The organism is Mycobacterium sp. FW102-FHT13B02, from assembly GCF_058790275.1.
Map to the genome: position 1 here is coordinate 1 of NZ_JBYTCM010000028.1, position 14,940 is coordinate 14,940.

Sequence of the window (14,940 nt, forward strand, 5' to 3'; positions counted from 1 at the left end):
CGGAAGCTAAGCCTGCCAGCGCCGATGATACTGCCCTGCACGGGCGGAAAAGTAGGACACCGCCGAACACAAATTAGCCCTCAGCCCCCGATGAAAATCGGGGGCTGAGGCATTTTGCGTTTCTGCCGCTTTTTGCATTTCGGCGCCGCGCAATTCGCGGCGCCGGCCTACGCCGTTCGATCAATCGAACAGCGTCGGCTCATCGGCTCCCGACCGGCTTTTCTCGAGATCCAGAAGCAATTTCTTGCGATCCAATCCACCGCCATATCCGGTCAAGCTGCCATTCGCCCCGATCACCCGATGGCACGGCACGATGATGCCCACCGGATTATGCCCATTCGCCAATCCCACGGCTCGCGAAGCACCCGGTGATCCGACTTGCAAGGCAATTTCGCCGTATGACCGCGTCTCGCCATAGGGAATGGTCAACAGCGCGCCCCATACGCGGCGCTGGAATTCAGTACCCACGAGGTCGAGTTCCAGATCGAATTCCTGGAGGTCACCGGCGAAGTAGGCGGTGAGTTGATCCACCGCATCCTGAAATGCCGTCTGGTCGGGCTCCCAACCGTCGTGGCTGGGTTCGTAGGTTTGTTCGTCCATCCGCAGATGTCGTATCCGGCCATCGCGTCCGGCGAGGGTGATGGTGCCGACCGGACTTTGCATGGTCCGGGTCTGCAAGGTGGCGCTCATGCCTGCTCCTGTTGTGGTGATTGCGTCGTGTTGCTGGTCAGTGGCGGCGGCCACTGGTTGACCGCGTGATCCAAGGAAGTCCATAGATGTTGTGTGGCATACGCGCGCCACGGGCGCCATCGTGCACTGTGTTCGATCAGTTGACGTGCATTGTCCGGTAATCCAGCCTGCTTGGCCGCGACTTGGACTCCGAGATCGCTGGCGGGAAAGGCATCGGGATCGCCGAGCCCCCGCATCGCGATCACCTCGGCTGTCCATGGTCCGATCCCGGGTAGTTCGGCCAGCTGGGCACGAGCCTGCAGCCAGTCTGATCCGGCGTCGAGTTCAACGGTGCCGGCTGCGAGGGCGTCGATCAATGCGACAAGGGTGCGTCGACGGGACTCGGGGAATGCGAGGTGGCTGGGATCGATCTCGGCCAGCTGCGACACGGAAGGGAAGACGTGGGTCAGGCCACCCATCGCATCGTCGATCGCCGTGCCGTAGGTGACCGCAAGCCGACGGGTATGCGTTGCCGCGGCCTTCATGGACACCTGCTGGCCGATGACGACGCGCAGCGCCAGCTCGTTCTCATCGACCGTACGGGGGATTCGTTGGCCGGGTGCCTTGGCGACGATGGGTGCCAGGTGCCTGTCGGCGTTGAGGACGTCGATGACGGCCTCGGGGTCGGCGTCGAGGTCGAGTAGTCGTCGGCATCGGGCGATGGCGGTGGCCAGGTCCCGGAAGTCGTCGAGGATCAGCGTGCACTGGACGTGGTCGACGCGGGGCGACAGGCCGACGATGCCGGTGCCGTTGGGCAGTCGGAGGGTGCGTCGGAAGGCACCGTCGTGCACTTCTTCGACACCGGGCACCGCGCCGGCCGCGAGATGCCCGAACACTCCCTCATAGGCGAAGGGCGTCCGGACCGGAAGGCGGACGGAAAGCGTTCCCGTGCCGGTGGTTTCGTTCGGTTTGAACCGTGCCTGTGCCCGTTGGCGGAGTTCGGTGGGTGTCAGTGCGCATACTTCGCGAATGGTGTCGTTGAACTGGCGGATGCTGGAGAATCCTGCGGCGAAAGCGACGTCCCCGAAGGGCAGCTTCGTGGTCTCGATGAGTACCCGCGCGGTCTGGCTCCGTTGGGCCCGGGCGAGCGCCAAGGGGTTCGCGCCGACCTCGGCCTGGAGTAGACGCTCGAGCTGCCGGGTGGTGTAGCCGAGCCTGGTGGCCAGCCCGGTGACACCCTCGCGGTCGACAGTGCCGTCGGCGATCAAGCGCATCGCGCGGGCGACCACGTCGGTGCGAATGTTCCACTCTGGCGACCCCGGCGACGCATCGGGCCGACAGCGCTTGCACGCCCGGAAGCCCGCTCGTTGCGCCGCGGCTGCGGTTGGGTAGAAGCGGACGTTGCGCGCGAACGGTGGCCGGACCGGGCAACTGGGCCGGCAGTAGATGCCGGTGGTGAGGACGGCCGTGACGAACCAACCGTCGAACCGGGCGTCCTTGGATTGGACTGCCCGGTAGCAGCGGTCGAAGTCGTCGTACATGTCTTCGACAATGGCATGCAGCCGCGCCGAGTACTAGCGGAAAATCGACATCAACGTGGCTCGCGAGACATATTTAATCATTTGTCTCGCAAATGGCTGACGTGCGGGTGTGTCCCTGTTATAACTGGAATGCGTTCTGGCCGGGGTCCAGGGGAGGCGCATGTCAATGAACGGTCGTGAGCAGTTGCTCACTGGCGCAGCGAGATTCGTCGGCCGGGTCGGTGTGTTGGCCGTCGCCCTCGGTCTTGGCGTGGCCGTGGCGAGCAGCCCTGGCGTCGCAGTCGCCGCGCCGAGCGACGCCGGTGGGTCGTCATCGGACAGCCACGCCAAGGGCGACGGTAATGCCAAGGGCGGCGAGGAGAAGTCCGACGCGAACAGCCCGAAGACCGACAAGGGCAACAAGGGCTCTGGCGTCGTGAATTCGGGGAAGAAGTCGTCGAAGCGCCCGTCGGGCAAGACGGACGTGGCGAAGCCATCGCCGGCGAAGGACTCGGCCGATACCGACAAGACGTCGGATTCCGGCACGAAGTCCTCGACCAAGAAGGTCTCCACCACGCCGCGCGTGACGGCGGCTCAGCAGCCCTCGAAGGAACAGGTGGCGGCGGTCGCGAACGCACCCGTGAGCACCGTGCCGAGGGTGAATGTGGCCGTGCCCGTGGCGTCGATCGGTGCGCCGATCGCTGCGGCGACCTCGGCGGTGTCGCATGCGCTTGCGGCAGTAGGCTGGACCGGGACGGCGAATGCGTCAGGAAACCCTATGGCGCCACTGCAGAACGCGGCATTGTCCGCACTGCTCGGCGTCACCCGGCGGGAGAACGCGTCATCCTCCGCGACAACGACATTGGCGGCCGCGCCGACGACGCTCCCGAGCACCGCCACGGTGCTCGGCACGTCCCAGCAGCTGGCCGCGGAGAAGCAGGCCAACGCCATCGTGAACACGCTGCCGATGCAGCTCATGAAGGCGATCCTCACGTTTGGGTTCCAGATGAATGCCAAGCAGCAGTACTCCCAGGTCGGCGGGCCCGACCAGGGGAACCTGAGCCAGCTGGGGCAAGCAGTCAACGAGTACGCCCAACAGGCCGCCATGGAGTACCAACTGCTGGACTCCATGAACCCGACGGTGCTGGAAATGGTTATGCCGCCGCATGATTGGTTCGGTCAGTCCGTCACGGGCACCCGGATTCTCTATGACAATCCGGACACCATCTACCGGATGATGGGGGTCAACTCGACGTCGACGTACGTCATCACGGGCAAGTTCGCGCCCGGTCAGATGCCCGCCGAGACCACGTTCAGTGTGCTGACCGGCCTGGGTGGGACCACGGCGGCGGTGCTCAATGCCAAGGACATGCAGATCAACCCCGACGGCACCTTCGCGGTCACGGTGAGTTCGCGTCCGGCCGCTCAGGGCGAGACCAACCATCTTCAGATTCCGGCCGACACCACGTTGATCGTGGCCCGAAACACGTTGTCGGACTGGAATGCTCAGTCTCCGATGAGTCTGTCGATCCAGCGGGTCGGTGGCCCTCCGGACAGCTTGTTCGCGCAAATCGGTGGCTTCGCCATTCCGGGCCTTGGATCGTTCGTGGCCGGTAATTCGCTGCTGACCAATCTGGTCTCGCTCGTCCCGCCGCTGCCGGTGGTGCCGACGCTCCTGAAGGGGCTGGAGGCCTCGGTGGTGTTGGCCCTCGGACTGCAGATGGAGCCGCAGTACATGTCGGTCGCCACACACGATTCATCCGGAAAGCAGAAGGCGCCCAACGTGTTCACCGATCCGGCGAGCAACGCCACGTTCCTGTCGACTCAGGTCCAGAGCCCGGGGTACTTCCAATTGGCCAACGACCAGGCGCTGGTGCTGACCATCAAGCCCGGCGATGCGGGCTATTTCGTCGTACCGGTGACCAACGACTGGACCATCACCAAGAACTACTGGGATCAGCAGACCAGCCTCAACATCGCCCAATCGGTGGCCAACCCGGACGGCAGCTACACCATCGTGGTGTCACCGACGGACCCCGGCGTGGCGAACTGGGTATCCACGGGCGGCCTGAACCAGGGCACCATTTCGATCCGCTTCCAGGGCATCGACACGACCGGCACCGAGCTGCCGAAGGTGAGTTCACAGGTGGTCGCGCTGAGCGACCTCAGCACGGTCCTGCCGCCCGGGACCGTGTATGTCACTGCCGCACAACGGCAAGCGGCCCTCGATCAGCGCAAGGCCGGATTCGACAGCCGCTTCGCGCCCTACCCGCAGGTGTGACTCAGTACTCGTGGTTGGGGCACTGCACGTCGACGTAGACGGTTGCGGCCACCGGCCCGCCGGGTTTGAAATTGCCGGGGTTGTTCACGCCGGTGACCCAGCAGACGTCCAGTGGTTTGACGTCGAAGCCGTTGGTCCAGTTGATGTGGACGAGGTAGCCCTCGGACTGGAGATTGTTGATGACGTCAGCTGCCGAACCGCTGGTGTCGTAGATGTCGGCAGCGGCGAGCGGTGCGAGCGCGAACGACATGGCGAGTGCGCCGGCGGCGGCCATGGCGGAATGTCGCTTCATGGTCACCATGATCCTCCGGATCTGTGTGAAGCAGTTATGAATTTCCGGCCAGAATGGCCAACCGCGTCGGCTCGGACAGCCCGCGCAGCGTGACGGTGTCGCCCAAAGCCCAGTGCGCTCTTTCCGATTCGCTGACCGCGTCGAGCATGTCCGCGGCGGCCGCCAGCTGACCCGGCACGGACTTGGCGAGCTCGCACAGTCGGGCTGCCGCATTGACCGGTTCGCCGATCACCGTGTACTCGAACCGCTCCTTGGCCCCGACATTGCCGGCCACCACCGCCCCGGCGGCGACGCCGAGCCCGGCTTGGAGCTCGGGCACTTCGTCGCGCAACCGTGACGCGATGGCGCGGGCGGCGGCCAGCGTGTCACCCTCGGCGCACTGCAGTGACACCGGCGCTCCGAACACTGCCAGCACCGCGTCGCCCTCGAATTTGTTGACGAAGCCGTGGTGGCGGTCCACCTCGTCGACGATCACGGCGAAGAAGCGGTTCAGCAGCTCGACGACCTCGACTGCCGGGCGGCTGGTCACCAGTTGGGTGGAGCCGATGACGTCGACGAAGATCACCGCCGCATGGCGTTCTTCGCCGCCGAGTTCTGGTTTTTCCTGCTCGGCCAGGGCAGCGACTTCGCGACCGACGTGGCGGCCGAACAGGTCGCGCACCCGCTCACGTTCGCGCAGCCCGTGCACCATCGAGTTGAATCCGCGCTGCAACTGGCCCAATTCGGTGCCGTCGAAGACCACGAGGTCAGTGGTCAGGTCGCCCCGCTCGACGCGGCTGAGGGCCTCTCGCACGATGCGGATCGGGCTCGCCGTCAGCCACGCCACGATCCACATCAACAACGCGCCGAACACCAATGCGAACACCGCCAGGACCAGGACGGCGAAGGCGAATTGGGTTGGCGTGAGGGTGGTTTGGGTCAGTGCGAACACCGCGGCCAACAGCACGCCCAGCATCGGAACTCCCGAGCCGAATGCCCACACCACCATGGTTCGGCCCATGATCCCCGGGGCCAGCCGCGACGGCGGGCGCCCGGCCTGCAGGGCGTCGGCGGCGACCGGGCGCAGCGCGAACTCGGTGTACAGGTTGCAACTGGTGGACACGACGATGCCGGGGAACGTCACGCCCAGCAGCAGTTTGGGAATGAACTGCGTGTCGTGCAACGCGTACAGCGTCGTCAGCAGTACGGCGCCGGCGCCCCATAGGCACAGCAGCACCCGCGTGAGCTGGCCCGGTGCCCGGAAGGTGTTGCGCTGGTCCTCGACTGTGGGAGTGCGTTCTTCGATGGCCCACCGCACGCTTTGGATCACCCTGTTGGTCGCCCACACCACGCCGACGAGGAAGGCGAGCACGATGTACGCCGGCGCCACGATCGTGGTGATCCACCAGACGTCGGACCGGAAGACGTTGGGGGTCGGGAACAGCACCGTCTCGATGAGAATCGAGACGCCGACGCCGATCATGTTCGCGACGATCACGAACGTGGTCAGGATCAGTTGGATACGGATCCGGCGGCGGCGCTGGGTTTCGGAGACGCGCCCCAGAATCCACGATCCGTACTCGGGTCTGGCCTGCAAGCTGGTACGCGGGGTGATGGCTTCCCGTAGCCGCGCCAGGCGCGTCGTCCCGGTCTGGTCCGCAGTCATTGGGCGTCAGCCTAGTTCGTGGGGCGAGTCCGGACCGGGATTCAGTGCCCCTAAGGTGGGTCGGGTGCGTCTCGTGATCGCCCAGTGCACCGTTGACTACGTCGGACGTTTGACCGCACATCTGCCGTCAGCCCGTCGCCTGCTGTTGTTCAAGGCGGACGGGTCGGTGAGCGTGCATGCCGACGACCGTGCCTACAAGCCGCTGAACTGGATGACGCCGCCGTGCTGGACTGTGGAGGAGACGGCGGCGGACGGGGTTTCGGCTCTGGTGTGGGTCGTCGAGAACAAGGCCGGCGAGCAGCTGCGGATCACCGTCGAGGACATCGAGCACGACTCCAGCCATGAACTCGGCGTCGATCCCGGTCTGGTCAAGGACGGTGTGGAGGCGCACCTGCAGGAGTTGCTCGCCGAGCACGTCGAGCTGCTGGGTGTCGGCTACACGTTGGTGCGACGGGAGTACCCGACGCCGATCGGTCCGGTGGACCTCCTGTGCCGGGACGAGACCGGTGCGTCGGTCGCGGTGGAGATCAAGCGCCGCGGCGAGATCGACGGCGTCGAGCAGCTGACGCGGTATCTCGACCTGCTCAACCGCGACAGCTTGCTGGCGCCCGTGGCCGGCGTCTTCGCCGCCCAGCAGATCAAGCCGCAAGCTCGCACGTTGGCGACTGACCGCGGAATCCGTTGCGTCACTTTGGACTACGACAAGATGCGCGGCATGGACAACGACGAGTTCCGGTTGTTCTGATGCCTCGGCGACGTCCGGAGCGGCCTCGGCGCGACCCGCCGCCGCGGCTCGGGCTGTCGTCGCGCCGGGTGGAGACCGGGCCCGACGGATACGACTACGAGGTACGTCCGGTTGCCGGTTCGCGCGCCGTCAAGACGTATCGGTGCCCGGGGTGCGATCACGAAATTCGCCCGGGCACTGCGCATGTGGTGGTGCTACGGGTCGACGACGCCGAAGACCGCCGGCATTGGCACACGCCGTGCTGGGCGAATCGGGGTAACAGAGGACCGACCCGAAGGTGGTCCTAGTTAGGGCGCGAGCGGCGCGTCAGTGTCCGTCGGCGGCGGGTTCGACGAGCTCGATCAGCACACCACCGGCATCCTTCGGGTGGATGAAGTTGATGCGCGAATCGGCGGTACCGCGGCGCGGGGCGTCGTACAGCAGGCGGACGCCCTCGGCTCGTAGGCGTTCGGACAGGGCGTCGATGTCGCTGGTCCGGTAGGCCAGCTGCTGCAGGCCAGGACCGCGGGTGTCGAGGAACTTGGCGATGGTCGACGTTTCGTCGAGCGGGGCCAGCAGCTGAATCTGGGCGCTGCCGACCGGCGCGCCACGCACCGAGAGCATGGCCTCGCGGACGCCCTGGCTTTCGTTGACCTCTTCGTGCAGCACGATCATGCCGAGGTGGTCGTGGTACCAGCGAATTGCGGCGTCGAGGTCAGCCACGGCGATACCGACGTGATCGATAGCGGTCACGAGCGCGCTGGCCAGCGCGGGACGGGCGTCGACGTGTTCGGTGGTCATAACGTAAAGGTAACCTGATACGACCGAATTTGCGCCTGTGTGATCGGCCACATTAGCCGTTACAGATTTGTTGGAGGATGGAAATGACGACCTCGGTAATTGTTGCTGGAGCCCGCACCCCGGTGGGCAAACTGCTGGGTTCGCTGAAGGACTTCTCGGGTAGCGACCTGGGGGCTCTCGCGATCAAGGGTGCTCTGGCAAAGGCCTTCCCGAATGGTGAGGCCGACGCGTCTCTCGTCGATTACGTGATCATGGGCCAGGTCCTGACCGCCGGTGCGGGCCAGATGCCGGCGCGTCAGTCGGCCGTCGGCGGCGGCATTCCGTGGGACGTCCCGGCGCTGACCATCAACAAGATGTGCCTGTCGGGCATCGACGCCATCGCGCTCGCTGACCAGCTGATTCGCGCCGGTGAGTTCGAGGTCGTGGTGGCCGGTGGTCAGGAGTCCATGAGCCAGGCGCCCCACCTGCTGCCCAAGAGCCGCGAGGGCTACAAGTACGGCAACGTGACCGCGCTGGACCACCTCGCGTACGACGGTCTGTACGACGTGTTCACCGACCAGCCGATGGGCGCCCTGACCGAGCAGCGCAACGACCAGGACAAGTTCACCCGCGCCGAGCAGGACGAGTTCGCCGCGCAGTCGCACCAGAAGGCCGCCGCATCCTGGAAGGACGGCGTCTTCGCCGACGAGGTCGTGCCGGTGTCCATCCCGCAGCGCAAGGGCGACCCGATCGAATTCGCCGAGGACGAGGGCATCCGGGGCAACACCACGGCTGAGTCCCTGGGCGGCCTGAAGCCGGCGTTCCGCAAGGACGGCACCATCACCGCCGGTTCGTCGTCGCAGATCTCGGACGGCGCGTGTGCCGTCGTGGTGATGAGCAAGGAAAAGGCCGAGTCGCTGGGCCTGACCTGGCTGTGCGAGATCGGCGCGCACGGCGTCGTCGCCGGTCCGGACTCGACGCTGCAGAGCCAGCCGGCCAACGCCATCAAGAAGGCCGTCGAGCGTGAGGGCATCACGGTCGACCAGCTGGACGTGCTGGAGATCAACGAAGCGTTCGCCGCGGTGTCGCTGGCCTCGACCAAGGAGCTTGGCGTCGACCCGGCCAAGGTGAACGTCAACGGTGGCGCCATCGCCATCGGTCACCCGATCGGCATGTCCGGCGCCCGCATCACCCTGCATGCCGCTCTCGAGCTTCAGCGCAGGGGCGGGAAGTACGCGGTGGCGGCGCTGTGTGGCGCCGGTGGTCAGGGCGACGCCCTGATCCTGCGTCGTCCCTAGTTTTCCGCGCCGAGATGGCGCTTGATGACGGTTTTCCGCCGATTTTCGTCATCAACCGTCATCTCGGCGATGACGAGGTGTGAACTACGCCTCGTAGTAGTCAGCCCGTCACTCGGGCACAATGGCGCCATGAGCGCTGTGGTGTCCCGGGTGGCGGGCTGGTTTCGTCTGATCGCGTTGGCTGAGGCCTTCAGCTGGATCGGGCTGCTGACCGGCATGTACTTCAAGTACCTCGGCACGCCCCGGACCGAGATCGGCGTGCACATCTTCGGCATGGTCCACGGCGTGGTGTTCCTGGCGTTCCTGGCCACCGGACTGGTCGTCGGCCGGGCCGCGCGCTGGTCCCCGGCCACGTGGGTGTCGGCGGCGCTGGCCAGCATCGTGCCGCTGGCCAGTGTCATCTTCCTGCGCTGGGCCGAACGAAGCGGGGCCCTGGCTGTCGGTGCTCCTGCGGCCGAGGCCGAACCGGAGGCGTCGGCCGTCGCGTGACAGACTGGACAGCGTGACTCGTCCGCGTCCTATTGGTCCCGCCCTGGCTGGTGCGGTTGACCTCTCCGCGCTCAAGAACCGTCCCGCCGAAGGCGCTGCCGCTGCCGGTGGCGCACCTGGTGGCATCGAGATCACCGAGGCCAATCTCGAAGCCGAGGTGCTCATCCGCTCCGGCGAGGTGCCCGTCGTGGTGCTGCTGTGGTCGCCGCGTAGCGACTCGAGCGTCCAGTTGGGGCAGACACTGTCCGCGCTGGCGGCCGAAGACGGCGGCAAGTGGTCGTTCGGCACGGTCAACGTCGACACCGCGCCGCGCATCGCGCAGATGTTCGGTATCCAGGCCGTACCGACGGTTGTGGCGTTGGCCGGGGGACAGCCGATCACGAGCTTCGAGGGCGGCCAGCCGGCTGATCAGCTGCGACGCTGGGTGGACTCGCTGCTGCAGGCGACCGCCGGCAAGCTCGGTAGCGGCGCCGAGGGCGAGGATGAGCAGGTCGACCCCGCACTCGCGCAGGCCCGGGACTTCCTGGACAACGGAGACTTCGACGCCGCCTTGGCCGCGTACCAGGCGATCCTCGACACCGACCCGGCGCACGTCGAGGCCAAGGGTGCCGTGCAGCAGATCGCGTTCCTGCAGCGCGCGTCCGCGCAGCGGCCGGAAGCCGTGCGTCTCGCCGATGCTTCACCCGACGACATCGACCTGGCCTTCGCGGCCGCCGACGTGCAGCTGTTCCAGCGCGACGTCGCCGCTGCGTTCAACCGGCTGATCGCGCTCGTCAAGAAGACTTCGGGCGACGACCGGACCCGCGTGCGGACCCGGCTCGTCGAGTTGTTCGACCTGTTCGACCCGGCCGACCCCGAGGTCATCGCCGGCCGGCGCAACCTCGCCAACGCCCTCTACTGATCTCTGCTCGCGGTCTACTCGGCGGGCTTGAGCCAGAGCGCTGACAGTGGCGGGAGTACCAGGACCGCGGACGCGGGCCGGCCGTGCCAGGGGTCGTCGGTGGCCTCGACCACGCCCATGTTGCCTGCGCCGGCACCGTTGTAGACGGTGGCGTCGGTGTTGAGCAGTTCGTGCCAGGTACCGGTGTGCGGCAGGCCCAGCCGGTACTGCGAGTGCTCGCTACCGGAAAAGTTGAAGACGCAGGCGATGGCCGACCCGTCGTCGCCGAACCGGAGGAAGCTCAGCACATTGTTGTTCGAGTCGTTGGCGTCGATCCACGAGTAACCCTCGGGATTGCTGTCGCGGGACCACAGCGCGCGGTTGTCGCGGTAGATGCCGTTGATGTCGCGGACCAGCTGCTGCACCCCCGTGGAGAAGCTGTGCTCGCCGAGTTGGAACCAGTCCAGTCCCCGTTCCTCGGACCACTCGGCGCGCTGGCCGAATTCCTGTCCCATGAACAGCAATTGCTTGCCCGGGTGGGCCCACTGGTAGGCCAGGAGCTGCCGGAGGCCTGCGGCCTTGGCGTGATCGTCGCCGGGCATCCGGGTCCACAGTGTGCCCTTGCCGTGCACGACTTCGTCGTGGCTGATCGGCAGCACATAGTTCTCGCTGTAGGCGTACAGCATCGAGAACGTCATCTCGTGGTGGTGATAGCTGCGATGCACCGGGTTGTGGCTGATGTAGTCCAGGGTGTCGTTCATCCACCCCATGTTCCACTTCATCGAGAAGCCAAGGCCGCCAAGGTTTGTCGGGCGGGTGACGCCGGGCCACGAGGTGGATTCCTCGGCGACGGTGACGATGCCGGGGACCAGTTTGTGGACGGTGGCGTTCATCTCCTGCAGGAACTGCACTGCCTCCAGGTTCTCCCGGCCGCCGTAGATGTTGGGCGTCCAACCGCCGTCGGGGCGGGAGTAGTCGAGGTACAGCATGGAGGCGACGGCGTCGACGCGGAGGCCGTCGATGTGGAACTCCTCGAGCCAGTACAGCGCGTTGGCCACCAGGAAGTTGCGGACCTCGTTGCGTCCGAAGTCGAAAACGTAGGTCCCCCAATCGAGTTGCTCGCCGCGCCGCGGGTCGGCGTGTTCGTACAGCGGCGTGCCGTCGAAGCGGCCCAGTGCCCACGAGTCCTTGGGGAAATGCGCGGGCACCCAGTCGACGATCACGCCGATGCCGGCCTGGTGCAGCGTGTCGACCAGGTACCGGAAGTCGTCAGGTGTGCCGAGTCGCGAGGTCGGTGCGTAGTACGACGTCACCTGGTAACCCCAGGAGCCGCCGTAGGGGTGCTCGGCCACCGGAAGTAGCTCGACGTGCGTGAAGCCCTGCGCCACGACGTATTCGGTGAGTTCGACGGCCAGTTCCCGATAGCTCAGCCCGGGGCGCCAGGACATGAGGTGCACCTCGTAGGTGCTCATGGGCTCGAATACCGGATTCAGCTCGGCACGGGCGGTCATCCACGCGTCGTCGTTCCAGACATGGGAACTGACGAAGGTTTTCGACGCCGTCAGCGGCGGCACCTCGGTGCTGAAGGCCATCGGATCGGCGCGATCGCTGACCGCTCCGTTGCCGCTGCGGATGCGGAACTTGTACAGACCGTCGGCTTCGAACCCGGGCCAGAACAGCTCCCACACCCCGGACGAGCCCAGTGCCCGCATCGGGGCCTCGCTGCCGTCCCAGTGGTTGAAGTCGCCGATCAGGTTGACGCCCTTGGCGTTGGGCGCCCACACCGCGAACGAGAACCCGTCGACGACGCCGTCGGGTGTGGTGAACGAACGGGGTTGGGCACCAAGGATTTCCCAGAGGCGTTCGTGGCGCCCCTCGGCCAGCAGGTGCAGATCCATGTCGCCGAGCGTCGGCAGAAAGCGGTACGGGTCAGCCGTGACGTGCAAGACATCGCCTGGGTATTCGACTTCGAAGCGGTAGTCGGCCAGCTTGGTGAACGGCACCTCGACAGCAAACACGCCATCCCCGATGGCCTCCATCGGGTAGCGCTTCTTGCCGATCAGCGCCGTGACGCCGGTGGCATGTGGACGCAGTGCCCGGATGACGGTGCGCTTGCCGTATTCGTGCGCGCCCAGGATCGAATGCGGGTCGTGGTGCTCTCCGGCCAGCAGTCGGGCCAGGTCGGCGGTGGGTGGCCGGAGGTGGCTGGTCACGGTTGCCTCCGCAGGAGGTTCAGCCGTTTGTCGTACGGGATTTGCGGCATGTTCAGGACGTGGGCTACTGCTTTGCCCGGGTCCAGTCGTATGTAATTTGCTGCGCCCCATTGATATTCCTCACCGGTGATCTCGTCTCGCACCCAGAACCGGTCGTGGTCCTCCATGCCGAGGGCGCCCATGTCCAGCCACAGCGTTGCCTGCTCGGGGCCGAATGCGTTGAGCGTCAACACCACAAGGACGGTGTCGCCGGTAACGGGGTCGAACTTGCTGTACGCCAACATCGCATCGTTGTCGACGTGATGGAACTTGATGGTCCGTAATTGGCCGAGCGCCGGATGCACGCGCCGAATCTCGTTGAGCCGGGTCAGCAGTGGCTCCAGGGACCGGCCGGCGGCCAGCGCCGCTTCGAAGTCCCGCGGCCGCAACTGGTACTTCTCCGAGTCCAGGTACTCTTCGCTGCCCTCGCGCACCGGCAGGTGCTCGAACAACTCATAGCCGGAGTAGACACCCCAGGACGAGCTCAGCGTGGCCGCCAGCACCGCGCGGATCGCGAACATCCCTGGGCCGCCGTGTTGCAGGCTGGCATGCAGGATGTCGGGGGTGTTGACGAACAGGTTGGGCCGGTAGAAGTCGGCGTACTCAGCGATCTGCTGGCCGAACTCGGTGATCTCCCACTTGTAGTTACGCCACGTGAAGTACGTATACGACTGGGTGAAGCCGAGTTTCGCGAGGCCGTAGAGCCGGGCCGGCCGGGTGAACGCCTCGGACAGGAACAAGACGTCGGGGTCGATGTTCTTGGCCTGGGCGATGAGCCAGGCCCAGAAGTTCGCCGGCTTGGTGTGCGGATTGTCGACGCGGAAGATCTTCACGCCGTGCGACATCCAGAACTTGACCACGCGCAGCACCTCGTCGTACAGGCCGGCCGGGTCGTTGTCGAAGTTCAGCGGGTAGATGTCCTGGTACTTCTTCGGCGGATTCTCCGCGTATGCGATGGTGCCGTCGGGCAACACCGTGAACCACTCCGGGTGCTCCTTGGCCCACGGGTGATCAGGTGCGCACTGAAGCGCCAGGTCGAGAGCCACTTCAAGGCCGTTGTCGCGGGCGGTGGCGACCATGTCGTCGAACTCGGCGATGGTCCCGAGGTCCGGGTGCACCGCGTCGTGCCCGCCTTCGTCGCTGCCGATGGCCCACGGAGAACCGACGTCGCCGGATGCGGCTGTGACGTTGTTGTTCGGGCCCTTGCGGTGCACCTTGCCGATGGGATGCACCGGCGGCAGGTACAAGACGTCGAATCCCATTGCGGCAACCCGCGGAATGGCCTTGGCGGTCGTGGAGAACGTGCCGTGCACCGGTCGGCCTTCGGAGTCCCAGCCGCCAGTGGACCGGGGGAACAGCTCGTACCAGGAACTGAACCGGGCCCGCGGACGGTCGACCCAGATGCCGTATTGCTCTCCGCGCGTGACCAATTCACGTAGCGGGTACTTGCGCAGCAGGTCCGTGACGTCGGGCGCCAACGCTGCCGCGGCTCGGACATACGGGTCGCCGGGCTCCCGGAGCCGCCTCGCGGCTGCGAGCAGCGGCGTGCGGTCGCCCTGGGGGACGGCCGTCGCGGCGCGCTCCATGAGGGTCGCGCCGACCAGCAGATCGTTGGACAACTCGGCCTCGCTCTGCCCCGCCTCGAGCTTGACCGTGATGGCGTGTCGCCACGTTGCGATCGGGTCGCCCCAGCCGTCGACCCGGAAGGTCCACAATCCGACCTCGTCGGGCGTGAACTGGCCGTGGAACACGTCGGGCGTGAAGCCCGGTGCCATGGGCAGCCGGGTGGGCTTGATTTTTGCCCGAGGCGGAGCCGGTACCGCGGTTGCACCGGGCGGGGTTTCAGCGAGCTGCGGGTAGACGGCTCCGTGGTAGCGCACCACCAGCGTTGCGGCGACGGCGTCGTGCCCCTCGCGCCACACGGTGGCACTGATCGGAACCACTTCGCCCACCACGGCCTTGGCGGGATATCGGCCTGCGGACACCACTGGTGCGACGTCGTCGATCTCGATCCGACCGGCCACCCAAACGACTCCTTACCCGGGCACATGCCACTACGCACCGTAGTGGCCTCAATGGCCCGCCCGTGCTTCTCATACCCACCGTAGTA

Annotated in this window: 13 protein-coding genes; 6 read left to right on the plus strand and 7 right to left on the minus strand. The window is 66.1% G+C overall.

The features are described from left to right. Positions 1-180: 180 nt before the first annotated feature. Both AC3WTE_RS29265 and AC3WTE_RS29270 read right to left on the minus strand, forming a co-directional pair. On the minus strand, positions 181-690 hold the full coding sequence (locus tag AC3WTE_RS29265; protein WP_492442960.1) for a methylated-DNA--[protein]-cysteine S-methyltransferase: 510 nt from the start codon (positions 688-690) through the stop codon (positions 181-183). Further along, entirely contained in the window at positions 687-2,210 is a 1,524-nt protein-coding gene (locus tag AC3WTE_RS29270) for a DNA-3-methyladenine glycosylase 2 family protein (protein WP_492442961.1), read from the minus strand. The genes AC3WTE_RS29265 and AC3WTE_RS29270 overlap by 4 nt, the downstream gene beginning before the upstream one ends. Before the next feature lie 160 nt (positions 2,211-2,370). On the opposite strand from AC3WTE_RS29270, the gene AC3WTE_RS29275 reads away from it, so the two are divergent. Beyond that, on the plus strand, positions 2,371-4,470 hold the full coding sequence (locus tag AC3WTE_RS29275; RefSeq protein WP_492442962.1) for a DUF1214 domain-containing protein: 2,100 nt from the start codon (positions 2,371-2,373) through the stop codon (positions 4,468-4,470). Position 4,471: 1 nt separating this feature from the next. On the opposite strand, the gene AC3WTE_RS29280 is transcribed toward AC3WTE_RS29275, so the two are convergent. Next, the gene (locus AC3WTE_RS29280) at positions 4,472-4,762 is read right to left on the minus strand and encodes a hypothetical protein (protein WP_492442963.1); all 291 of its coding nucleotides are present in this window, start codon (positions 4,760-4,762) and stop codon (positions 4,472-4,474) included. 34 nt (positions 4,763-4,796) lie between these two features. Next, positions 4,797-6,407 carry an adenylate/guanylate cyclase domain-containing protein gene (locus AC3WTE_RS29285; protein WP_492442964.1) on the minus strand — a complete coding sequence of 537 codons (1,611 nt, stop codon included), beginning with the start codon at positions 6,405-6,407 and terminating at the stop codon, positions 4,797-4,799. Between the two features lie 64 nt (positions 6,408-6,471). On the opposite strand from AC3WTE_RS29285, the gene nucS reads away from it, so the two are divergent. Both nucS and AC3WTE_RS29295 read left to right on the plus strand, forming a co-directional pair. Then, positions 6,472-7,152, plus strand: a complete 681-nt coding sequence (gene nucS / locus AC3WTE_RS29290) for an endonuclease NucS (protein ID WP_459368833.1) — start codon at positions 6,472-6,474, stop codon at positions 7,150-7,152. After that, positions 7,152-7,439, plus strand: a complete 288-nt coding sequence (locus AC3WTE_RS29295; protein WP_492442965.1) for an Rv1322 family protein — start codon at positions 7,152-7,154, stop codon at positions 7,437-7,439. The genes nucS and AC3WTE_RS29295 overlap by 1 nt, the downstream gene beginning before the upstream one ends. 19 nt (positions 7,440-7,458) lie before the next feature. On the opposite strand, the gene mce is transcribed toward AC3WTE_RS29295, so the two are convergent. Further along, positions 7,459-7,932 (minus strand): methylmalonyl-CoA epimerase, encoded by a 474-nt coding sequence (gene mce, locus AC3WTE_RS29300; protein ID WP_492442966.1) that lies wholly within the window; start codon positions 7,930-7,932, stop codon positions 7,459-7,461. An 83-nt stretch (positions 7,933-8,015) separates the two neighbouring features. Here mce and AC3WTE_RS29305 point away from each other — a divergent pair, with 83 nt between their 5' ends. From AC3WTE_RS29305 to AC3WTE_RS29315, 3 genes are all read left to right on the plus strand, one after another. After that, positions 8,016-9,209 (plus strand): acetyl-CoA C-acetyltransferase, encoded by a 1,194-nt coding sequence (locus AC3WTE_RS29305; RefSeq protein WP_492442967.1) that lies wholly within the window; start codon positions 8,016-8,018, stop codon positions 9,207-9,209. A gap of 129 nt (positions 9,210-9,338) precedes the next feature. Beyond that, positions 9,339-9,698, plus strand: a complete 360-nt coding sequence (locus AC3WTE_RS29310; protein ID WP_492442968.1) for a DUF3817 domain-containing protein — start codon at positions 9,339-9,341, stop codon at positions 9,696-9,698. 13 nt (positions 9,699-9,711) lie between these two features. Then, entirely contained in the window at positions 9,712-10,599 is an 888-nt protein-coding gene (locus tag AC3WTE_RS29315; protein ID WP_492442969.1) for a co-chaperone YbbN, read from the plus strand. 14 nt (positions 10,600-10,613) lie between these two features. Here AC3WTE_RS29315 and glgB read toward each other — a convergent pair whose 3' ends face one another. Together glgB and AC3WTE_RS29325 are read right to left on the minus strand one after the other, a co-directional pair. Continuing rightward, positions 10,614-12,791: a 1,4-alpha-glucan branching protein GlgB gene (gene glgB, locus AC3WTE_RS29320; protein WP_492442970.1), complete on the minus strand. Its 2,178-nt coding sequence runs from the start codon at positions 12,789-12,791 to the stop codon at positions 10,614-10,616. Then, entirely contained in the window at positions 12,788-14,854 is a 2,067-nt protein-coding gene (locus AC3WTE_RS29325) for an alpha-1,4-glucan--maltose-1-phosphate maltosyltransferase (RefSeq protein WP_492442971.1), read from the minus strand. Before AC3WTE_RS29325 ends, glgB begins: the two co-directional genes overlap by 4 nt. Positions 14,855-14,940 lie beyond the last annotated feature (86 nt).